Raw genomic sequence first — 22,458 nt, 5'->3', positions numbered from 1 at the left:
AACAGTCGACACGGCACAACGGCCCGCCCGGCAGCAAAACACACCACCACCGACGATCCGCGCGCATGCGCAAACAAAAAGTTTAGGAAGGGAGAGGGGATGGGTGTTCGGGGGAAGGGGAGAGGGGAACCCTTCTCAAAGGGTTCCCCTCTCCCCTTCCCCCGGCCGCCGGAGGCAGCCTACCCGGCGGCCCGGGCCGCGACTTTGGCGGCTTCTTCGGCCTTGCCCTGGGCTTCGAGGGCTTCCACCAGGGTATCCCAGTAGGCGTCGATGCCCGGCGACAGGGCCGAGGACTGGCGGGCCAGGACCTCGGCGATCTGCGGGTCCTCGCCCTGGTCGAGGTAGAGCTTGGCCAGCATGTGCATGGCCTGGTGGTCGTTATGGTCGGCGTTCAGTGCCAGGTGGAGATATTCGCGGGTTCCCTCGATGTCGCCCTGCTTGTAGGCCACGCGGGCCAGGGGGCGGAGCACCATGCGCTCGCCGCCGGGCTGATCCGCGGCCTTCTTGTAGTAGTTGGCCGCCTTTTTCAGATGGTTGGCCTTTTCCTCGATGGACCCGAGGCGCATGAGGGAGAAGACGTGGCCGGGCTCTGCCTTGAGGCATTTGCGGTAGGACGCCGCCGCGCTCTTGAGGTCGCCCAGCCGATGGTTGGCCCAGCCGAGGTTGTAGAGCGCGAGCACATCCTTCTTGTCCACAGCCACAACGCCCTCGAACTCCCGGCGCGCTTCGTCGAAGCGGCCCAGCTGGGCGTAGCAGATGCCGAGCGAATTGCGGGCCAGCAGGTTGTTCTCGTCGTCCAGCAGGGCCAGCTTGAACTCCTCGATGGCCCCGTAGATGTCGCCGTCCATGAATCTGCGGTCAGCGGACAGGTTCAGGGAAATGGAATCGAACACGGCCACGCGCGGCTCGGGCAGGAGCAGGGCGTGGTCCAGCGCCTTGCGACAGTTTTCCAGGACGTCGGCCCGGTCGAAATTGAGGAACGGATAGCAGGCGGACCCCACGGAGACCTTGATGCCCAGGGAGGATTCGGCCAGCTTCTCGATTTCCAGGGTCCGCTCCATGAGCCGGTCCCGGTCCATGCCGACGGTAAAGAAGATCACGCCGTTGAGCCCGAAGCGCCCGCCCTCGGCCTCCTCGCCGAGCGCGCCCTGCGCCAGCCGGGCCACTTCGGCGGCCATCCTGTCCAGGGCCTCCTGGTAGCCCTCGTCGTCCTCGGCGGGCTGGTCCAGGATGCGGATCAGGGACAGGCTGAACCGTTCGGGCTCGAGCCGGGCCTCGGCAAAACGGGAAATGAATTCACTGTAGGAGTAGAGGTCGGTGGCGGCGTCCCTCGCAGGCATCACGGTATCCTTGTCGTCCTTTCCATTGAACATGCTCTCGTCACCCTCAACCAGCTTGAGGCGGTCGCCCGGCTCGACGGACCAGGCCGAATCGCCCAGGTGGAGCGCCTCGGCCAGGGACACGTCGTCCTGGACCTCGACCAGCACGATCTCGCCCTTGAACACGTGGCGGCCTTTGTCGCCGTCCTGTCCCGGCTTGGGCGCGCGCACCAGGAACCGCTGGCCCACCTTGGCCCCGGACGGCTCGCCCAGGGACACGACCATCCGGTTCATGGGCCGGACCTCGAGCACCCGGCCGCCCCTGGCCAGGATGTCGGCGTAGCCGAAGACCCGGTTGCGGCCCAGCTCCTTGGCCACGGTCACGCCGTTGCGCGCCTTGCGCACGATCATCCTCGCCTGCTCGGACCGGGTGCGCCGGAACTGCGCTCCCTCGAGTCCCTGCGGGTAGCAGACATAGCCGAGGCTGCCGGTGACGCCGATGGTATCGTTGGTGATGTCGTCCACAAAGGAAAGCTTGCTCAGGCCGGAGCGGATGACCTCGGACAGCTGGAAACAGGCGCGCGGCTTGGCGTCCGGCACCAGGATGGCGAACTTGTCGTTGGCGAAGCGGGAAACCGTGGTGTACTTGGGACAAACCATGTTCAACAGCCGCCCCACCTCGGCCAGGATGTCGTCGCCGGTCAGGTAGCCGTACCGCTCGTTGATGGGCTGGAAGGTGTCCAGGTCCAGGAAGATGACGCCGAAGGTGCCGGAAAAGCTCTGGTCCTCGGCCTTGCCCACACCGGCCTGACAACTGCCCGCCGCGATGCACCCCTGCACCCGGGCAATGGCCTGCTCCAGCTCGTCGAAAAAGAAATTCCGGGAATACAGGCCGGTCAGGGGATCGGTGACCGCCTTCTTGTACAGGGCGAGCTTCTCCAGCACCGACCCGGCCAGGGCCATGATGTACCTGGGGGCCGTGGACGGGGCCTTGAGGCGCACGCCCTTGGCGATGAAATAGCAGAGCATCTTGCCCTGGAAGACCAGGGGCAGGACGAGCTCGTTGTCCTCCTTGCGGAATTCCGGCTCGGGGATGACCCGGGTCTCCTCCCTGGGGAAGAACAGGCTGTAGGACGAAAACGGCACGAATTCCGCAATGGCGTCCTTGATGGTATGCTCGAAATCGATCAGCTCCTGTGGAGTAAACGATATGGACCCGTCCGCGAAGATGTCTTTTTTCGTCCTCATGGCCGGGAGCGTACAACGGCAATCCTTTTTTCTCAAATGAAATTAATACCCCGGGGCCTGAAAAAGGGACGCTGACTCACGCTTCGACGCGTCCCCCGATCAATGTTATGCTGAATTGCCCGACCAGCTATATCAATACATCTTGATATAGATATTTTGTTTGACTCTCCGAAAAAAAACTGTCAGGGAATCTCCAGAATGAAGATCGTCACCGACCCACAGGAACTACAACGGCAGTGCCTCGTCTGGCGAAATGCGGAAAGAACCGTCGGCCTGGTGCCGACCATGGGCTTTCTGCACGCCGGACACACGGCCCTCATGGACCGCATGCGGCCCGAGTGCGACCGCATGGTCGTGACCCTGTTCGTGAACCCGACCCAGTTCGGGGAGAACGAGGACCTCTCCAATTACCCGCACGACTTCGAGGGCGACTGCGCCAAGGCCGAGGCCCACGGCGCGGACCTGCTCTTTGCTCCCGCTCCGGACGCCATGTATGCGCCCGACCACGCCACCTGGGTCGAGGTCCCCGAGTTGGGCAGGCACCTGTGCGGCGCATCCCGCCCCATCCACTTCCGGGGGGTGTGCACGGTGGTGACCAAGCTGTTCAACCTGACCCGCGCCCACAAGGCCGTGTTCGGCCAGAAGGACTGGCAGCAGCTGGCCATTCTCCGGCGCATGGCGCGCGACCTGAACATGCCGGTCGAGATCATCGGCCACCCCATTGTCCGCGAATCGGACGGGCTGGCCCTGAGTTCGCGCAACGCCTACCTGACCGAGACGGAACGCGCCGCAGCCCCGGCCATCCGGCGGGGACTGCTCAACCTGCGCGAGACGGTCAGGGCCGGACAGCGGAACGCCGGGGCAGCCAGGGCGGCGCTGAAAGAGGAATATGCATCCACCCTGCCCATGGGCGAAGTGGATTACATCGAGATAGTGGACCCGGCGGACATCGTCCCCATGGAAGATATTTCCGGTCCGGTCCTTGCAGCCGTAGCCATTCGCCTGGGGAAGGCGCGGCTCATAGACAACATATTGATAGAGGTTTGATTTCATGGCCCAACGCTGTTTCCTGAGCGCCAAGATCCACGGCGCGACCATCACCGAGGCGAACCTGGAATACCGGGGGAGCCTGTCCATCGACCGCGCCCTGATGAAGGTCGTGGGCATTCTGCCTTACGAGCAGGTGGAGGTGTACAACCTGGACAACGGCGAGCGGCTCGCCACCTACGCCATCCCCGGAGAACCGGGACAGATATGCCTAAACGGGGCGGCCGCCCACAAGGGCGAGGTGGGACAACGCGTGATCATCGCCACCTACATGTGGCTGGACGAAACAGAGGCCAAGACCCGCAAGCCGCGCGTCGTGGTCGCAGGCCCGAACAACACCGTCGACGAAATCCTTGAGTGCGACCTCATTTCGGATTTCTAGGCTTTTTTTTACGTTTTTCCCTGAAGGAGGGGTAATCCATGCAGATCGAAGGCAAATACCTGTTCACTTCCGAGTCCGTGACCGAAGGCCATCCCGACAAGGTGGCCGACCAGATTTCCGACGCCATCCTGGACGCGATCATCGCCCAGGACTCCATGGCGCGCGTGGCCTGCGAGACGCTGGTCACCACCGGCATGGCATTCATCGCCGGTGAAATCTCCACCACGGCCTACGCCGACTTTCCCGAGATCGTCCGCGCCACCATCAAGGACATCGGCTACAATTCCGCCGACACCATGGGCTTCGACTCGGAAACCTGCGCCGTCATCTCCTCCATCGACAAGCAGTCCCCCGACATCGCGCAGGGCGTTGACCGCCAGAAGCCCGAGGAACAGGGCGCGGGCGACCAGGGCATGATGTTCGGTTTCGCCACCAATGAAACCCCGACCCTGATGCCCACCCCCATCTACTACGCCCATCAGCTCTCCAAGCGTCTGACCGACGTGCGCAAGGAAGGCATTCTCGACTACCTGCGCCCTGACGGAAAGACCCAGGTCTGCGTCGAATTCGACAACGGCAAGCCCATTCGCATCGACAACGTGGTCGTTTCCTCCCAGCATGCCGAAGGCGTCGAGCTGGGCCAGTTGCAGGAAGACATCCTGCGCGAAGTCGTGATGAAGACCCTGCCCGCCGAACTGATCGACGATAAGCTCAAGTCCTACATCAACCCCACCGGCCGCTTCGTCATCGGCGGCCCGGTCGGCGACTGCGGACTGACCGGTCGCAAGATCATCAACGACACCTACGGCGGCGCGGGTGCCCACGGCGGCGGCGCGTTCTCCGGCAAGGACCCGTCCAAGGTCGACCGCTCCGGTGCCTACATGGCCCGCTACGTGGCCAAGAACGTCGTGGCCGCAGGCCTGGCCGACCAGTGCGAAGTCCAGATCGCCTACGCCATCGGCGTGGCCGACCCGGTTTCCGTGGTCGTCTGCTCCCGCGGCACCGGCAAGGTGACCGACGAGGCGCTGACCAAGGCCGTCACCGAGGTCTTTGACATGCGCCCCTACTTCATCCTGGAACGCCTCAACCTGCGTCGTCCCATTTTCCAGGCCTCCACCAACTACGGCCACTTCGGCCGCGAACTCCCCGAGTTCACCTGGGAGCAGACCGACGCCGTGGACGATCTTCGCACCGCCTGCAAGATCTAACGCCCCTCCAGCCGATCAAAGGGTGGAAGCTTCGGCTTCCACCCTTTTTTCATTCCCGCCGACACGGGGACTCCCGAACGAGTCCGCCCTTTCCGTTTAGAAACTGATTCGAATGTCCAAAATTAGCAAAAACTACATTTTTGTAGGGCAATATTTTCCATCGTTGTCGAAAATCCATGACAATCACGCCACTTTCTGCTAGGAATCTCCAGCTTTATTGCGCTCATGTTCACATATTCGTTTGTCCTTTCCATATCTAAATGCGGAGCTAGCATGAACAACTATCCCAAAAGCAATGATGTCATCGGAAGCGTGAACCGTGGCAACGCCATCGAGTCCGGACTCTGTACCCTCTGCCGGGCGGACTGCCAGGGGAAATGCGAGACCTGGCTTGCATCCATGCGCGGTCGTGAAATCCTCTACCCCCGCGACTTCGGCCTTGTCACCGCAGGCAGCGGCAACACGACCCACGTGGGCGTTTCCTACAACTCCCTCCGGATTCAGGGGTTGAACTACGGGGCGATGGGCGCCGCCGACACCGACGGCGACCTGCTCTTCACCGACGTCAGCCTCGAGACCTCCTTCGGCGCAAGGGAAATCACCAAGTGCAAGGTTCCCTTCATGACCGGCGCCCTCGGCTCCACCTTCATCGCAGCCAAGTACTGGGACGCCTTTGCCGTGGGCTGCGCCCTGGTGGGCGCACCCATCGTCGTGGGTGAAAACGTGGTCGGCGTGGACCGGCAATCCGAGATCAAGAACGGCCGCATCGCCAAGGCTCCGGAACTGGAACGCCGCATCGACACCTACATGCGCTATTACGACGGCTACGGCGCCATCATCGTCCAGCTCAACGTGGAAGACACCCGCAACGGTGTGGCCGAATACGTGGCCGAAAAATACGGCGACAAGGTCATCATCGAACTCAAGTGGGGCCAGGGTGCCAAGAACATCGGCGGTGAAATCGAAGTCACCAGCCTGGAATACGCCCAATTCCTGAAGAAACGCGGCTATCTCGTTGATCCCGACCCCGAAAAGCCCGAGGTCCAGGAAGGCTACGCGCGCGGCTCCATCAAGCATTTCGCCCGCCACAGTCGGCTGGGCTACACCAACCTGTCCACCTACGAGCAGGTCCGCGACGAGTTCATGACCTCGGTCAAGTACCTGCGCGAACTTGGCTTCAAGCGGATATCCCTGAAAACCGGGTCCTACGGCATGGAAGCCCTGGCCATGGCCATCAAGTTCGCCTCCGAGGCCGAACTCGACCTGCTGACCATGGACGGCTCCGGCGGCGGCACCGGCATGAGCCCCTGGAACATGATGGAAAGCTGGGGCGTTCCCTCCATCCTGCTCCACGCCAAGGCCCACGAATACGCCTCCCGCCTGGCCGCACGCGGCAAGCGCGTGGTGGACATGTCCTTTGCCGGCGGCTTCGCCAAGGGCAGCAACATCTTCAAGGCCCTCGCACTGGGCGCGCCCTACACCAAGATGATCTGCATGGGCCGCGCCATGATGATCCCCGGCTTCCTCGGCTCCAACATCGAAGGAGTGCTCTTCCCCGAACGCCGCGAAACCGTCAACGGCAACTGGGACAAGCTCCCCGCCGCAGTCAGCAAGTACGGCCGGTCCGCCGAGGAAATCTTCACCTGCTACCAGGACGTGGAAAAGCAGATCGGCAAGAACGAGATGAAGAACGTCCCCCTCGGGGCCGTGGCCATCTGGAGCCTCGTGGACAAACTCTCCGCAGGGCTGCAGCAGCTCATGTGCGGCGCGCGCAAGTTCAACCTCCAACAGGTCGGTCGCGACGACATCGCCTCCGGCAACCGTGAGACGGAAAAAGAGACCGGCGTCAAGTTCATCACCGACATCATGGACGAGTCCGCCAAGAAGATACTCGACATGTAGCGGCTCACCCGATCAACGACACCACCACCCAAAGGGAGGGGCGCGCCTAGGCCGCCCCTCCCTTTCAACATGGGCCATGGTGCGCAGAAAAGACTGAAACCGGCCACCCCGGTGTTTCCACCCGGATATCCATGCGCCCTGCATCAAACCGGTTGCGCGTTCAGGTCATTCTTATTATGCTCATTCCAACATAATAAAACCCCATCCCACTCACGACAGGGAGTACCCAAATGCGGGAATCGGACGAAGACGGACAGCTGCCACCCTGCAAAATCGCGCTGGAAACAAAACCCGACTACATACTGTGCACCTGTGAAGGGGTTCTGGATGGACCCGCCCTGCTCGATCTGGCCGAGAAATCCCTCAGGAACCGGCTCGACCACAATCTCAACGGCATACTGGCCGACATAAGAAAGTCGACGTCGGAATTGTCCATGTACGATGCGGTTCAATTCGGCGAATGCCTCGCTGAACTGGCGTCCCCCGCAATGCGGGGCCGGATCGCCATCGTTCATGACCACCGGGGTGAGGCCGCTGCCCGGCTCTTCGAGACCGCGCTGATCAACAGGTCCTTCACGGTCCGGCTCTTCAGCGATTCAAAAGCGGCCGCAAGCTGGTTCACAGGCAAAATCGATCAGGACCCGGCAGGCCGACAATAATTCTACGTCATGCAGACAGGAGCACCACTCAACCCACCATTACCACAACCTCAATGACTTTCGCAGCCGAAGAAAATTCTCCGCACCCCTTGATCAAGCGGCCCAAACAGTATATTCGGTCAAATTATGGCACCGGTTTTGCTCTCTATCGCCAGAGGAATGTTTCTCCGGGGTGGATCGATCACTGCAACCAGCGGGTATCGAAAAGGAGATTTCCGGCATGGATTATTTCAAAAGGCTTGCTCTGGCTTTGCTGCTGACGATCCTGGCATCGTCAACGGCATGGGCGCTGACCATCGACTACTCGTACGTCGGCACACATGACTTCAACTCTTTGAACCAGGCCGCCTATGACGCCATAGGCCAACAGACCTGGATGTTCACCCACGCCTCGGTGGGCGGCAACATGCTCGGCGGCATGGACACCCTGCACTCCGGCGATTCCAACAAATACCAGCTGACCACGCCCACCGCGTCCTCGGGGTCCGCTCCGCCCGCGGGCGGCCTGACCCCCGGCTCGGTCTACGACGTGAACCGCGGCAATCCGGGCTGGGCCAGCAAGTACACGATCTTCGAGACCATGGTAAAGGCAGGCTGGGGCAACTCGGCGGACTTCGTCATGGACAAGCTCTGCTACATTGACCAGGCAGCCGATGTCAGCGTGTACCTGGCAATGATGAACGAGCTGGAAGGCCAATACTCGGCCACCTTCGTCTACACCACCATGCCCCTGACCACCGGCTCAGGCAGCAGCAACGACCTGCGCAACCGATACAACGAAGCGGTTCGCGCCTATGCCGAGACCAACGACAAGCTGCTCTTCGACATCGCCGACCTGGAGGCGCACGACGAGTTCGGCAATGAACAGACATACGTGGCCGGCGACGGCTCGGTATACCAAACCCTGTGGTCCGGCTGGACCGACGACGGCGGCCACCTGAACGGTGACGGCAGGATAATGATTGCGGAGGCGTGGTACGCAGTGGCCGCTTCTCAGGCAACCCCCATCCCGGGCACGGCCCTGCTGCTCGGTTTCGGCATCGCAGGCCTGACGGTAGTCCGGCGCAGGTTCACCACGGCATAAGACCCGGGACCGGAACGTAAAACTGCATAAAGGGCGGAGACTCACGTTTCCGCCCTTTTCTTGCGCCCGGAGGCTACCAGTTGCAGGACGATTCCTCCTCGCGCTTCATGTCCACGCACAGGATGCGGTGGCGGCCGGTGCCCTTGTGGTAGAAGACGTGGGAGATGGTTGTGCAGAGGTTGCCCGAAGCCAGTGATATGTAGGGACGGGTGGTGAACTTCTCCAGCCCGGCCTGGATCGGCAGGAAGTATTCCTTGAGCGAATGGTCGGCTCCCTCGCTGGCGGGTTCATACAAGAACCGCTTGCTGCTGTTGAGCCGGGCGGGGTTGCACAGGGTTTCGGAAATCTGGTTCCCCTTCATGTCCAGCACGTAGAGACACTCCACGCTCGGGTAGGTGTCGATGAACCGGGCCAGGTCCTTGCAGGTGTCCCTGGCCGGGCTCTCGGCCAGGGCCTGGCACATGGTCAGCACGGTCAGGTCGTAGCTGGAATAGCGCCGCTTGTCCTCGGCGATCTGCTGCGTCCGGTTCTCACGGTGCCTTTCGGCCAGGGCGTTGACCTTGCTCTCCATGCCGGGCACCGCGTCCAGCCCCGGAGCGGGCCGGGCGAAATAGAATCCCTGGAACACGTCCACCCCGTTGGAGAGCAGGCACATGGCCTCCTCGGCGGTCTCCACTCCCTCGGCCAGGACAAGGCAGCCGAGCCGGTTGGCCATCTGCACGAAGCTGCGGACCACTTCCAGCTTGTGGAAATGCTTGTTGACCCCGTTGATCAGGCAGCGGTCGAGCTTGATGACGTCCGGCTTGAGCATGGGAATGCGATCCAGGTTGGAAAAGCCCACGCCCACGTCGTCCAGGGCGATAAGAAAGCCGTGCTTGCGATAGAAGCGCACGAACTCCATCAGGGCCTCGGTGTCGTCGCATCGGGATTCGATGATCTCGATGATCACGTTGCCGGGGCTGACCCCGCACCGCTTTGCCAGATTCAGGATGTGGTTGGAGCCGCGCGTCTCCTCGTTGATGCAGGAGGCATCGACGTTCATGGAGAGCATCAGGCTTTTTTCCCTTCGATGGAGGGAGGCGAAAGCTTCGACCGCGTTGGTTCGGCAGGCCCGGTCCAGGGCGAGCCGGGATGCCTTGTCCCGGGCCTGCGCGAACAGCAGGGTTGGAGGTATGATTTCTCCGCTTTGGGGGTCGAATCCTCTGCTCAGGGCCTCCAGCCCGACAACGGCCTTCCGCTTGAGGGAAACCTGGGGCTGGAAGTGGATGATGATGGACCTGTTTTCAATGATCTCGCCAAGGTCCGGCACTGTCTTCAACACTGAAATTCTCGTTATTTTTGCTCGCCGGCTCTTTGCTCTCAAACCGTGCCGGGGAAATCCGGCATAAGGCCGGGGCGGCGGTGTGTGGACGCCGCCCCGGCGCTTGTATACGTGTCGCAATCCGTCCTAGAGGATACCGTCCTCGCCGGTCCTGATGCGCATGGCCTTGGCCAACTCGACGACGAAGATCACGCCGTCGCCTTCGTTGCCGGTCTGTCCGGCGGTCTTGATGGCCTCGATGGCCAGGGGCTCGAAGCTGTCGTTGACAGCGATCTCGAGACGGACCTTCTTGAGCAGGTTCACTTCCATCTGCACGCCGCGGTAGGTTTCGGTAAAGCCTTTCTGGCGGCCCGAACCGAGGACGTTGGTCACGGACAGGGAGTAGATCTCCTTGGCGTAAAGGGCCTGCTTCACTGCGTTCAGCATCTCAGGCCTGATGTATGCTATGATGAGCTTCATTTCTATATCTCCTTATGATCTCTGGTTAAGCGTCAACTGGCCCTATTCGTTGCTGAAGAGCTGGAAACCGTTGTAGGACTCGGAGCCGTGTTCGGCGATGTCCAGGCCCTTGAGCTCTTCTTCCTTCTTGACGCGGATGCCGAAGATGGCCTTGACGGCGGACATCAGGATGTAACCGGCACCGAAAGCCCAGATGAAGAACACGCCCACGCCGATCAGCTGCACGCCGAGCTGGGCCATGCCGCCGCCGTAGAACAATCCGCCGTCGACGTTGAACAGGCCCGCCGCAATGGTGCCCCAGGCGCCGCAGACGCCGTGGACCGAGGATGCGCCGACCGGATCGTCGATCTTGAGCACCTTGTCGATGAATTCGATGGACAGGACGACCAGGAGACCGGCGATGAGGCCGATGAGGATGGAAGCGCCGGGAGTGACGGTGGCACAGGGGGCGGTGATGCCGACCAGGCCGGCCAGGGCGCCGTTCATGGTCATGGAGATGTCGGGCTTGCCGTAACGGAACCAGGAGATGAACATGGCGCCGAGCACGCCGCCGGCAGCGGCCAGGGAGGTGTTCATGGCGATCAGGCCGATGGTGTTGTCGGCGGTGGTGGTGGAACCGGGGTTGAAGCCGAACCAACCGAACCAGAGCAGGAACACGCCCAGACCGGCCAGGGGGATGTTGTGACCGGGAATGGCCTTGGCCTTTCCGTCTTCGGAGTACTTGCCGACACGGGGACCGAGAACCAGGGCACCAGCCAGGGCGACCCAGCCACCCACGGAGTGGACCACGGAGGAACCGGCGAAGTCGCAGAAGCCGAGGCCTTCCAGCCAACCCGCGCCGTCATCGCCCAGCCACAGGGAACCCCAGGCCCAGTGGCCGGAGATGGGGTAGATGAGGCCGGTGATCACGATGGATACGATAATGTAGCTGCCGAACTTGGTGCGCTCGGCCATGCCGCCGGAAACGATGGTGGCGGCGGTGGCTGCGAACACGGACTGGAAGAACCAGAAGGTGTAGGTCCACATGATGTCGGATTCGGCGACGCCGCCCAGCATGTAGCCGGAGGTGCCGATGAAACCGCCCGCATCCAGGCCGAACATGACGGCAAAACCGAACAGGAAGAAGACGAGGGAACCGGCGGAGAAATCCAGGAAGTTCTTCATCATGATGTTGCCGGCGGATTTGGCGCGGGTGAAACCGGCCTCAACGCACGCGAAGCCCGCCTGCATGAGCATGACCAGACAGGCGGCGATCAGGGTCCAAAGGATGTTGCCGTTGGACTGGGTGAGATACTCCACCTCTTCTGCATAGGCGAGGGTGGGAGCCAGGGCTGCAACCAAAGCGGCCACGCCTATGGCGAGCCTCTTGGAAACATGGGTCGGGGACTTTCTCGAAAACATTGCAATACTCCTCTTTGAATGGAATGCGTTTCAAACCTGACACCCCTCTATCAAAAGCCGTGCCAAAGTCGTTTTTTGTTGCTATTCATGTAAAAGTCGCCATTTGTCCCGCTTTTTGTGTATTCTGATTTAACATTTATGTAATTTATTACAATTTTGAAGTCATTTTTTTAGGTCAAAATTGTCAAACTTTCGAAAAATGTTAAACACCATAAAAATGACCGCCGGTCGCAAGAAAATATGGTAATATATGATATCTCACTGAAATCGTAACAAATATTTTAGTTGACAGAACAACCCTCGCGGTGTAGCTCTAGTGGCCATGAAGACCACCACTGTTTCCAACGCATACTTTTCCAACTTTTATTTTTGGTATTGGTACAGCCACGCTCGCGGGCTTGGAAGAGGTGCTGTGTAACCAGTTGGTGGACTACAGAAGCAAAACAGGAATCCTCTTCAAGGGCCGCGGGCGAAAGCCGGCGGCCCTTGTTTTTTTATAACCGCCGGACACCCCGCCCCCTTGAGCGAACAATCAAGGAGAGAGAACATGCACATCGGCAAAGCAATCAGACTGGAGCGCATCTTCAACCGCAACACGGGCCGCACCATCGTGGTCCCCATGGACCACGGCGTGACAGTCGGCCCCATCGACGGGCTGGTGGACATGCGCGAAGCCGTGGGCAAGGTCGTGGACGGCGGGGCCAACGCCGTCATCGAGCACAAGGGGCTGGTCCGCTGCGGCCACCGCGCCGAGGGCAAGGACATCGGGCTCATCGTCCACCTGTCCGCCTCCACGTCCCTGTCGCCCTTCCCCAACGCCAAGTCCCTGGTAGCCTCGGTGGAGGACGCCATCCGGCTGGGCGCGGACGCCGTGTCCATCCACTGCAACCTGGGCGACGAGACCGAATCCGCCATGCTGAACGATTTCGGCAGAATGGCCTCGGACGCCGCCAACTGGGGCATCCCGCTGCTGGCCATGGTCTACGCGCGCGGTCCCAAGGTGAAGGACGAGTACGATCCCGAAGTGGTCGCCCACTGCGCCCGCGTGGGCACCGAGTTGGGCGCAGACGTGGTCAAGGTCCCCTACACCGGCGACATCGACACCTTTGCCAAGGTCTGCGACTCCTGCTGTGTCCCGGTGGTCATCGCGGGCGGGCCGAAACTTGACAGCACCAGGGCTTTCCTTCAGATGGTGCATGATTCCCTTGAAGCAGGCGGCGCAGGGCTGTCCGTGGGCCGCAACGTGTTCCAGCACAAGAATCCCACCCGCCTGGTGGAATCGCTGAACATGATCGTGCACGGCGACGAGACCGTGGAAGCCGCCCTCAACCATCTCAACGCATAACGGTAGCACCATGAAAAAAGTCATCTTCAAGTCCGTCCCCTTCGACAAGAAACTGGTCACCCTGGCCCTGGAATCCGGCGTGGACGCCGTCATGGTCGACAAGAACCACGTGGCCGCCGTCGAAGCCCTGAGCAAGATCACCACCCTCACCCCGGAAGACATGGTCACGGTGGAACTGACCAAGAAGGCGGACGAGGACGTGGCCGTCAAAGCCGCCAAGGCAGGCAAGGACGTGGTCCTCAAGAAGGGATGGGAGATCATCCCGGTGGAGAACATCCTGGCCCAGGTGGACTCCCTGGCCCTGGAATGCGAATCCCTGGACCGGGCCGTGCTGGCGGCGGGCATCCTGGAGCGCGGCTGCGACACCATCGTGGTCCTGCCCGAGGGCGCCGCCGACCTCAAGCAGATCGTCGCCGAACTCAAACTCTCGCAGGGAACCATGGATCTTCAAGCCGCCACCGTCACCGAAATAGAATCCACCGGCCTGGGTCACCGCGTCTGCGTGGACACCATCTCCGTGCTCAAGAGGGGCCAGGGCATGCTCATCGGCAATTCCTCGGCCTTCTCCTTCCTGGTCCACGCCGAGACCGAGTCCAACCCCTATGTGGCCGCACGCCCCTTCCGCATCAATGCGGGCGCGGTCCACGCCTACGCCCAGATGCCCGGCGACAAGACCACCTATCTCGAAGAACTGGGCGCGGGCGACGACGTGCTCATCGTGGGCGCGGGCGGGGCCACCTCCCTGGCCACCGTGGGCCGCGTCAAGGTGGAGGTCCGGCCCATGCTGCTCATCAAGGCGGAGGTGAAGACCGATGACGGCGTCAAGTCCGGCCAGGTGTTCCTGCAGAACGCGGAAACCATCCGCGTGGTCTCGGACAAGGGCGAACCCGTGTCCGTGGTCACCCTGAAGAAGGGCGACAAAATCATGGTCAGGACCGACGAGGCCGGACGCCACTTCGGCATGCGCATCAAGGAAGAGATCAAGGAAGGGTAGCCCCCGCCCCCCCATCCCCTCCTTTTCCCAAACTTTTTATGGCCGCTTCGCGGGGGGAGAGGGGGGAGATGAGAAATACGATGTTGCAAGGGCCTGTGAGAAGAGAGAGAATCACCCGCATCGGCACAACCCCGCCGAAGGCGCGACAAAAAGTTTAGGAAGGGGGATCCAAGGGGGAAACCCTTCTCAAAGGGTTTCCCCCTTGGCCGCCGGAGGCAAATCGGAGCAATCATGGCTGACAAGACTGAACAGAACGACATTCCCGATCTCGGCGAACTGCGCGAGAACATCGACGCCATCGACCGCGAAATCGTGGACCTGCTCAACAAGCGCGCCGAGGTGAGCCTCGGCGTGGGCCGGTACAAGGCGGCCACGGGCGAGACCATCTACAAGCCGTTTCGCGAGCAGGAAGTGCTGAACAAGATCGCGGATTCCAGCCCCGGCCCGCTGCCGGACAAGCACCTGCGCACCATCTACCGGGAGATCATGTCCTCCTCCCGCCATCTGCAGCGGCCCGAGCGGGTGGTCTACCTCGGCCCCGAGGGCACCTTTTCCTACTTCGCGGCCATCGAGCACATGGGCACCTCGGCCTCGCTCACGCCCAAGAACAACTTCGAGGAGATCTTCCGGGCCGTGGCCGAGGAAGGTGCGGAGCTGGGCGTCATCCCGCTGGAAAATTCCATAGAGGGCACCGTGGGCCAGGTGGTGGACCTGTTCATGAAATACACGGTCTACATCCAGGCCGAGGTCTTCAGCAAGATCAGCCACAGCCTCATGTCCAACGCCGAGAGGCTGGAGGACGTGGAGGTCATCTACTCCCACCCGCAGCCGTTGGGGCAATGCCGGGAATGGCTGCGCGCCAACATGCGCGACGTGCCGACCATCCCCCTGGAATCCACTGCGGAGGCCGCCGAGGTCGTGGCCGGGAAAAAGGCCGCCGCCGTGATCGGCCACATCAAGCTGGCCGACATGCACGGCCTGAATGTGCTGGCCCAGAACATCGAGGACCAGCCCGACAACTGGACGCGCTTTTTCATCATCGGCCCGTCGCCCTCCCAGGAGGACAAGCGGGACAAGACCACCATCCTGTTCACCCTGCCCGACCGGCCCGGTGCGCTGGCCCGGGTGCTGACGACCATGGCCCATCAATCCATCAACCTGTCCAAGCTCGAATCCCGCCCGTTCAAGGGCGAAAAATGGAAGTACGTCTTCTTCGCCGACCTGGCCTGCGACATGTCGGGCGGCCGGTACGAGGACGTGCTTCAGGACATCAGGGAGCAGTGCCACACGCTTCGCGTGCTCGGCACCTACCCCACCCAGGAGGAACGATAATGACCAAGGGACCGATCACCATCAACGCCCCGGCCAGCAAGTCGCTGTCCCACCGCACGCTCATCGCCGCAGCCTTGGCCAACGGCGAATCCGAGATATCCGGCATCCTCGAATCCGATGACATCACCCGCACCCGGGGCTGCCTGGCGGCCTGCGGCGCGCGGATCGAGGACAGGGACGGCCTGCTCGTCGTCACCGGCATGGAGGACGGCCCCAAGGGGGGCAACGCCGACGGCAAGCACAAGGACGAGGAGCCGCATGAACTGTACATGCACGAATCCGGGACCACCTGCCGGTTGATGACCGGCGTGGCCGCCGCCGGGCGCGGCACCTTCCGGGTGCACGGCGCCAAGCGCATGCACGAGCGGCCCATGGCCGAACTGACCACGGCCCTGTCCGGGCTGGGAACAAAATTCAAGTACGACGGCAAAGAGGGGTTCCTCCCCTTTGTTATGACCAGCAAGGGCTACACGAAGAAAAGCGTGGAAATCACCCTGGAAGAAAGCAGCCAATACCTCTCCGGCCTGCTCCTGGGTGCGCCCTTGGCTGATCATGCCATAACCATCTCCGTGACCGGCAAGAAGGCCGTGTCCTGGCCCTACGTGGCCCTGACCCTGCGCATCATGGAGGACTTCAAGGCGGGCTTCACCGTGGAAGTCCGCGAAGGCCGCTCCACCTGGAAGGAGGTCCCCTGGCGCTCGGTCAAGGGCGTGACCCCCGGCAAGGTCCGGTTCACCGTCCAGCCCACCGGCTACCAGCCCACCGACTACATCGTGGAAGGCGACTGGTCCAACGCCAGCTACTTCCTGGCCGCCGGCGCCGTGGGCCAACGCCCGGTGCTGATCAAGGGGCTGGCCGCCGATTCGCTCCAGGGCGACCGGGCGATCATGGACATCCTCAGCCAGATGGGCGCGGACATCAAGGTCACCTTCGACGGCATCCTGGTCACCCCGTCCCGCCTGAGGGGCATCAGCGTGGACATGGGCCGCTGCCCGGACCTGGTGCCCACGGTTTCCGCCGTGGCCGCCTTCGCCTCCACCCCGACGACCATCGAGAACGTGGCCCACCTGCGCATCAAGGAAACCGACCGGCTGGCGGCCTGCGCCACCGAAGTGGCCCGGACCCAGGCCGAGACCGAGATCGCGGGCGACTCCCTGATCATCCGGCCCGGACGGCTGCCCAAGGGCCACGCGGTGGACTTCACCACCCACAACGACCACCGCATGGCCATGTCCATGTCCCTGTTCAAACTGGCGGACATGGACGTAACGCTTGACAATCCGGCCTGCGTCAACAAATCATTCCCGGGCTTCTTCGACGAATGGAAGAAGGTCACCGATTAACTTGGCGGCTTGAATCATGGCAACAGCAGGAATCGAAAAAATCGCCATCGTGGGCGCGAACGGGCAGATGGGCGGTCTCTTCAGCAGGGACTTCGCCGCACTCGGCTGCACGGTCGCGCCCCTGAACCGGCCCTACGGGGACGACGCCGTGCGCGCCGCCCTCGACGGCTGCGATCTGCTCCTGCTCAGCGTCCCGGTAACGGCCATGGACGACGTCCTGAACACCCTGCTGCCGTTCATGGACACGACCACGATCCTTTGCGACGTGGGCAGCGTGAAGGTCCACCCGATCCGGACCATGCTCGACAAATACTCCGGCCCGGTGGTGGGCACCCACCCGCTCTTCGGGCCGGTGATCCCGGAAGGGTTCGAGCCCAGGATCGCGATCATGCCCGGCCGCGACAGTGATGCAAAAGCCGCAGAAGCGGTCACCGACCTGTTCACCCGCTGCGGGTACACCTGCTTTGACTCCACGCCCGAAGAACACGACCGGGCCATGGCCCTGATCCAGGGGCTGAACTACACCACCACCGCCGCCTACCTGGCCGCCGCCAGGGACATGGACGGCATCGAGAACTTCGTCACCCCGTCCTTCCAGCGCAGGCTGGACGCCGGAGCGAAGATGTTCACCCAGGACACCGAGCTGTTCGAAATCATCTCCGAGGCCAACCCGTTTTTGCAGGAGGTCTCGCGCAAGTTCATGTCCTACCTCGCCCTGGCTGCGGGCGGCGATCTCGACCTGCTCGCCGAGCGGGCCCAGTGGTGGTGGCGTAACGAAACATATTAAACGGGTGCGGCTCCTGCCGTTGCCAAGGATACGTCAGTAACCGAGGCCGCACCCGACGCAAAGGGTGCGGCCTCATTTTTTTCAAGGAGAATGTCATGGGATTCACGTGAAAGAGACATGAAAACCGGAAGAAGATCAAAGGATGGGAAGTCATTCCCAGGCCATATCATTAAACATAATCGGTAACCAAAGGATACTGACAATGGATACGATTACCCTCACGCAGCATGGCAAATGGTTGCCTGCCGACGTGCAGACCACCATCAGCCTGTACATGGGGCTGGTGGGCGACCAGCCGGGAATTCTCCTGGAATCGGCCGAGGTGGACGGACGGCTGGGCCGCTATTCCCTCATCGCCTTCGACTACCGCCTGACCCTGCACCCCGTGGACGGTAAGCTGGTGGTGGAGGTGGCCGACGACCGGCTCGCCCCCCTCAAGAAACTGGAAGGACTGGACTATCTCAGCGGCGTGAAACAGGCCGTTCAGATGCTGTCCATCGAGCAGAAGACCACCGGCGGATCCTCCGCGACCATCGGGCGCGACGGACTGCCGGGCCTGACGCGCGGCCTATACGGATACTTCGGCTACGGCGTGGCCGGGATGTTCGAGCGCAAGCTGGCGGAGGTGTGCAAACCCGCCGACGCCGAGGCGTGCCTGGTCCTGCCGGGCCAGATGGTCCTCTTCGACCACCTGCGCCACTCCTGCTGCTACCTCTCCCTGGACGAAGGCGCGGCACCCATGCCCGCTCCCATACAGTGGGGCGCGGACCTGACCGCCCCCGAGGCCGGGACGCCCACGGTCCACCCCGGCAAGGAAGAATACATGGCCGGTGTGGAGCGGTGCAAGGAACTCATCGCCGAGGGCGAGTGCATCCAGGTGGTGCTCTCCACCCGGTTCACCGTACCCGTGCCCGACGAGCCGTTCAAAATCTACCGGCGGCTCAGGCAGGCCAACCCCTCCCCGTTCATGTTCTACATGAAATTCCCGGATTGCCCGTCAATGGGCAAATCGTGCGGCACCACCCTGCTCGGCTCCTCGCCGGAGATGATGGTCCGGTCCGCTGCCGGGCAGCTCGAGGTCCGGCCCATCGCGGGCACCCGCTGGAGAGGCGATACCGTGAAGGAAGACATCAGGCTGGAAGAGGAGCTGCTGGCCGATCCCAAGGAACGGGCCGAGCACGTCATGCTCGTGGACCTGGGCCGAAACGACCTGGGCCGCATCTCCAAGCCCGGCACCGTGACCGTGGAAAAATTCATGAACGTCGAGCGGTTCTCCCACGTCATGCACCTCACCTCCTACGTCGAGGGCGAGCTCAAGGACGGGTTGGACGGCGTGGACGTGCTCCAGGCCACCTTCCCGGCGGGCACCCTGTCCGGCGCGCCCAAGATCAGGGCCATGGAGATCATCGCCGACCTGGAGCCCCAGGATCGCGGCCCCTACGGCGGCTGCATCGGCTGGATGGGACTGGACGACGGCGAGGTCTCCCTCGACACCGGCATCACCATCCGGTCCATGTGGGTCCGCGACGGCAAGTGCCACTGGCAGGCGGGCGCGGGCATCGTCTACGATTCCAACGCCGAAGCCGAATGGGTTGAATGCAACAACAAGGCCCGGGTGCTGCTCGAAGTCATCACCGGCAAGGGAGGCACCGATGTTTTTGCTGATCGATAATTTCGACTCCTTCACCTTCAACCTGGTGCAGGCCTTCCAGCAGCTGGGGGCCGACCCGGTGGTCATCCGCAACGACCGGGAGGAGGTCCTGGAACTGGCCGAGAGCGGCAAGCTCACCCGCGTCTGCCTCTCGCCCGGCCCCTCCAACCCGGAGAACGCTGGCTATTGCCTGGAGTTCCTGGCCCGGCTGCCCAAGGAGATCCCGGTGCTCGGCGTATGCCTGGGCCACCAGACCCTGGGGCACTTCGCCGGGGCTCCGGTCGAGCGCGCAGGGCGCATCATGCACGGCAAGACCTCCATGGTGGTCCACGAGGGCCGGGGCGTTTTCGCCGGGCTCGACTCCCCGTTCGAAGTCTGCCGCTACCACTCGCTCATCGTCCCGGCGGAAAAGGCCGCCGACATGATCGAGGTCACGGCCCGCACCCGGCAGGGCGAGGTCATGGGGCTGCAATACAAGGACCGCCCCTGGTTCGGAGTCCAGTTCCACCCGGAATCAATCCTCACTCCGGACGGCCCCAAGCTGCTTGCAAACTTCCTGAACATGAAAGGATAGAACCATGACCATCTCCGAAATACTCGACATACTGGCCCAGGGAAAAGCCCTGAACGACGACCAGGCGGACTTCATGTTCGCCGAGCTGATGGAAGGACGCATGTCCGAAGCCCAGGCCGGAGCCTTTCTCATGGGCCTGCGGGCCAAGGGAGAGGACTCCACCGACCTGGCCGCGGGCGTCCGTGCCGTGGTCGCCCATGCCCGCAAGATTCCCGGCTTCGACGGCAACCGTCCCGAACCGGTGGTCGACACCTGCGGCACCGGCGGCGACGGCCAGTGCTCCTTCAACAACTCCACGGCCGTGTCCCTGTTCCTGGCTGACATGGGCTACACCATCGCCAAGCACGGCAACCGCGCCCTGTCCTCCTCCTGCGGGTCCGCCGACGCCCTGGAAGCACTCGGCATCCCGCTGGAGCAGACCCCGGAAGAGGCTGCGGCAGGGCTGGAGAAACACCGTTTCGCCTTCCTGTTCGCCCCGGCCTACCACCCGGCCTTCAAGTACATCATGCCCGTGCGCCAGCAACTCGGCATCCGCACCCTGTTCAACTTCATGGGCCCGCTGACCAACCCGGCCCGGCCCTCCCACCAGCTGCTCGGCGTGGGCGACCCGGAACGGCTCTTCCTCATGGGCGAGACCCTGCTGCTGACCGGCGTGAAAAAAGCCCTCATCTTCGCGGGCGCGGGCGGCTTCGACGAGCTGACCACATGGGGCGTGAACCGGGGCTACATCATCGACGAGGGGCGCATGGACAAGGCCGCCATCGACCCGGCCCGCCTGGGCTTCGAACGGCACGACCCCAAGGACGTGGTGGTCGGCAGCAAGGGCGAGGCCATCGCCGTGCTCAGGGATATCCTGGCGGGCAAGGGAGCCAAGGCCATGATGGACATGGTGGCCCTGAATCTGGCAGGGTGCCTCCATCTTCTGGACCGGGGCTCCATGGCCGAATGCGCCGATATCGCCCGCGACGTCGTCAACAACGGATTGCAAAAAGGATTGCCGTATGCTGGATAAATTCAGGGAAGCCAAGCAGCTGGAGATCGACTCCCTGCAAAAGGACTTCGTGGAGGGCCGGTTGCCCGCCGTGTACCAGGGGGAACGCCCCTCGTTCGTCGAAGCCGTCAGGGCCAAGGGGCCGGGCGCGGTCATCGCCGAGTTCAAGCCCGCCAGCCCGTCGGCAGGCATCCTGCGGGACAGCCTGAACCCCATGGATTTCGCCGACATGTACGCGAACAACGGGGCGGCGGCCATCTCCGTGCTCACCGAGCACAAGTACTTCAAGGGCACCCCGGACTTCCTGTTCATGATGAGCCGGCCCGGCGTGCCGCTGTTGCGCAAGGACTTCATCTTCGACCCGCTCCAGGTGGCCATGACCGCCTCAAGCCCGGCCTCGGCCGTGCTGCTCATCGCCCGCATGTGCGAAGACGTCAACCACCTTGCGCAGCTCATCGAGATCGCCCGCATGCCCGGCCTGGCCCCGGTGGTCGAGATATTCGACCAGGCGGACCTGGACATGGCCCGCGCAGCCGGAGCCGACATCATCCAGGTCAACAACCGCGACCTGGACACTCTGGAAATCACCCTCGACCAGGCCCGCCGCTTCATCAAGCAGAAGCAGGAAGGCGAGCTGTGGATTTGCGCATCCGGCGTGTCCGAGCGCAGCCAGGTCGAGGAAATGGCCTCGCTCGGCTTCGACGCCGTGCTCATCGGCACATGCCTGATGACCGCCGAAGACCCCGGAGCCAAGCTGGCCGAACTCACGGGAGCCTAAAATGTCTCGCCCCCTGGTCAAGATCTGCGGCATGACCCGCATGCAGGATGTGGAGCTGTGCGCCGCGCTCGGCGCGGACCTGCTCGGCTTCATCTTCCACCCCAAATCCCCGCGCAACGTGGACCCGGACTTCGTGGCCTCGGTCAAGACCGGGATCACCAAGGTCGGCGTCTTTGTGGACCAGCCCCACGAAGAGGTTCTTGAGATCATGGAGCATTGCGGCCTGCACGCCGCACAGCTCCACGGCAACCAGGACATGCACTTCTGCTGGCGCATCGGCCCGGACCGGTCCATCCGCGTGTTCTGGCCGGAAACATATGCATCGGCTGCGGCGCTGTTGCGCGATCTGGAGGGATTTGAGGAAGCGTGCGGCCATTTCCTGCTCGACGCGGGCAGGATCGGCCAGGGCGGAACCGGCAGGACCATTGATTTTGGCATCCTGCAAGATATTGAAATACAAACACCTTGGTTCCTTGCAGGCGGCTTAGGGCCGCACAACATACGCGAGGCCATGGCCCTGAACCCTTCCGGCCTGGACATCAATTCAGGCGTGGAAAAGGCTCCGGGCATCAAGGACGAAGCAAAGCTGCGGGAAGTCTTCGATATTCTCGCGGAATACGAATAAGGATTTAC

At 62.5% G+C, this 22,458-nt stretch carries 20 protein-coding genes; 16 read left to right on the top strand and 4 right to left on the bottom strand.

All coding sequences use genetic code 11. From position 1 onward, the window contains the following. Positions 1-179 precede the first annotated feature (179 nt). Positions 180-2,567, bottom strand: coding sequence for a tetratricopeptide repeat-containing diguanylate cyclase (locus OO730_RS13490; RefSeq protein WP_264981997.1), 2,388 nt, complete (start codon positions 2,565-2,567; stop codon positions 180-182). Positions 2,568-2,765: 198 nt separating this feature from the next. On the opposite strand from OO730_RS13490, the gene panC reads away from it, so the two are divergent. The 6 genes from panC (at position 2,766) to OO730_RS13460 (ending at position 8,849) form a co-directional block, all read left to right on the top strand. Continuing rightward, positions 2,766-3,614 carry a pantoate--beta-alanine ligase gene (gene panC, locus OO730_RS13485; protein WP_264981996.1) on the top strand — a complete coding sequence of 283 codons (849 nt, stop codon included), beginning with the start codon at positions 2,766-2,768 and terminating at the stop codon, positions 3,612-3,614. Between the two features lie 4 nt (positions 3,615-3,618). Next, positions 3,619-3,996, top strand: coding sequence for an aspartate 1-decarboxylase (gene panD / locus OO730_RS13480; protein ID WP_264981995.1), 378 nt, complete (start codon positions 3,619-3,621; stop codon positions 3,994-3,996). Positions 3,997-4,034: 38 nt separating this feature from the next. Beyond that, the gene (gene metK / locus OO730_RS13475) at positions 4,035-5,204 is read left to right on the top strand and encodes a methionine adenosyltransferase (RefSeq protein ID WP_264981994.1); all 1,170 of its coding nucleotides are present in this window, start codon (positions 4,035-4,037) and stop codon (positions 5,202-5,204) included. A 273-nt stretch (positions 5,205-5,477) separates the two neighbouring features. Then, the gene (locus tag OO730_RS13470) at positions 5,478-7,106 is read left to right on the top strand and encodes a glutamate synthase-related protein (RefSeq protein ID WP_264981993.1); all 1,629 of its coding nucleotides are present in this window, start codon (positions 5,478-5,480) and stop codon (positions 7,104-7,106) included. Between the two features lie 230 nt (positions 7,107-7,336). After that, positions 7,337-7,765: a hypothetical protein gene (locus OO730_RS13465; RefSeq protein ID WP_264981992.1), complete on the top strand. Its 429-nt coding sequence runs from the start codon at positions 7,337-7,339 to the stop codon at positions 7,763-7,765. Positions 7,766-7,985: 220 nt separating this feature from the next. Continuing rightward, positions 7,986-8,849, top strand: coding sequence for a VPLPA-CTERM sorting domain-containing protein (locus OO730_RS13460; protein ID WP_264981991.1), 864 nt, complete (start codon positions 7,986-7,988; stop codon positions 8,847-8,849). 73 nt (positions 8,850-8,922) lie between these two features. Here the strand turns inward: OO730_RS13460 and OO730_RS13455 are convergent, their stop codons facing one another. From OO730_RS13455 to OO730_RS13445, 3 genes are all read right to left on the bottom strand, one after another. After that, a complete protein-coding gene (locus tag OO730_RS13455) occupies positions 8,923-10,170 on the bottom strand; it encodes an EAL domain-containing protein (protein ID WP_264981990.1) in 1,248 nt (415 codons plus the stop codon). A 126-nt stretch (positions 10,171-10,296) separates the two neighbouring features. Beyond that, positions 10,297-10,629, bottom strand: a complete 333-nt coding sequence (locus OO730_RS13450) for a P-II family nitrogen regulator (RefSeq protein WP_264981989.1) — start codon at positions 10,627-10,629, stop codon at positions 10,297-10,299. A 42-nt stretch (positions 10,630-10,671) separates the two neighbouring features. Beyond that, positions 10,672-12,030 carry an ammonium transporter gene (locus OO730_RS13445; RefSeq protein WP_264981988.1) on the bottom strand — a complete coding sequence of 453 codons (1,359 nt, stop codon included), beginning with the start codon at positions 12,028-12,030 and terminating at the stop codon, positions 10,672-10,674. A gap of 547 nt (positions 12,031-12,577) precedes the next feature. On the opposite strand from OO730_RS13445, the gene OO730_RS13440 reads away from it, so the two are divergent. The 10 genes from OO730_RS13440 (at position 12,578) to OO730_RS13395 (ending at position 22,450) form a co-directional block, all read left to right on the top strand. Beyond that, positions 12,578-13,375, top strand: coding sequence for a 2-amino-3,7-dideoxy-D-threo-hept-6-ulosonate synthase (locus tag OO730_RS13440; RefSeq protein WP_264981987.1), 798 nt, complete (start codon positions 12,578-12,580; stop codon positions 13,373-13,375). A gap of 10 nt (positions 13,376-13,385) precedes the next feature. Then, entirely contained in the window at positions 13,386-14,369 is a 984-nt protein-coding gene (locus OO730_RS13435; protein ID WP_264981986.1) for a 3-dehydroquinate synthase II family protein, read from the top strand. Positions 14,370-14,600: 231 nt separating this feature from the next. Next, positions 14,601-15,701 (top strand): prephenate dehydratase, encoded by a 1,101-nt coding sequence (gene pheA / locus OO730_RS13430; protein WP_264981985.1) that lies wholly within the window; start codon positions 14,601-14,603, stop codon positions 15,699-15,701. Continuing rightward, complete coding sequence (gene aroA, locus OO730_RS13425; protein ID WP_264981984.1) at positions 15,701-17,044, top strand: 3-phosphoshikimate 1-carboxyvinyltransferase; 1,344 nt, start codon at positions 15,701-15,703, stop codon at positions 17,042-17,044. Before pheA ends, aroA begins: the two co-directional genes overlap by 1 nt. Positions 17,045-17,060: 16 nt before the next feature. After that, entirely contained in the window at positions 17,061-17,831 is a 771-nt protein-coding gene (locus OO730_RS13420; protein WP_264981983.1) for a prephenate dehydrogenase/arogenate dehydrogenase family protein, read from the top strand. A 202-nt stretch (positions 17,832-18,033) separates the two neighbouring features. After that, on the top strand, positions 18,034-19,503 hold the full coding sequence (locus OO730_RS13415) for an anthranilate synthase component I family protein (RefSeq protein WP_264981982.1): 1,470 nt from the start codon (positions 18,034-18,036) through the stop codon (positions 19,501-19,503). Next, a complete protein-coding gene (locus tag OO730_RS13410) occupies positions 19,484-20,056 on the top strand; it encodes an anthranilate synthase component II (RefSeq protein WP_264981981.1) in 573 nt (190 codons plus the stop codon). Before OO730_RS13415 ends, OO730_RS13410 begins: the two co-directional genes overlap by 20 nt. Positions 20,057-20,060: 4 nt before the next feature. Continuing rightward, positions 20,061-21,068 carry an anthranilate phosphoribosyltransferase gene (gene trpD, locus OO730_RS13405; protein ID WP_264981980.1) on the top strand — a complete coding sequence of 336 codons (1,008 nt, stop codon included), beginning with the start codon at positions 20,061-20,063 and terminating at the stop codon, positions 21,066-21,068. Then, positions 21,058-21,825, top strand: a complete 768-nt coding sequence (locus OO730_RS13400; RefSeq protein WP_264981979.1) for an indole-3-glycerol phosphate synthase TrpC — start codon at positions 21,058-21,060, stop codon at positions 21,823-21,825. The genes trpD and OO730_RS13400 overlap by 11 nt, the downstream gene beginning before the upstream one ends. 1 nt (position 21,826) lies before the next feature. Then, positions 21,827-22,450 carry a phosphoribosylanthranilate isomerase gene (locus tag OO730_RS13395; protein WP_264981978.1) on the top strand — a complete coding sequence of 208 codons (624 nt, stop codon included), beginning with the start codon at positions 21,827-21,829 and terminating at the stop codon, positions 22,448-22,450. Positions 22,451-22,458: the final 8 nt, after the last annotated feature.

This window comes from Pseudodesulfovibrio portus, assembly GCF_026000375.1.
Lineage (GTDB): Bacteria > Desulfobacterota > Desulfovibrionia > Desulfovibrionales > Desulfovibrionaceae > Pseudodesulfovibrio > Pseudodesulfovibrio portus.
Note: the sequence above shows the minus strand (reverse complement) of the source record. Positions and strands in the feature narration are given on the sequence as shown.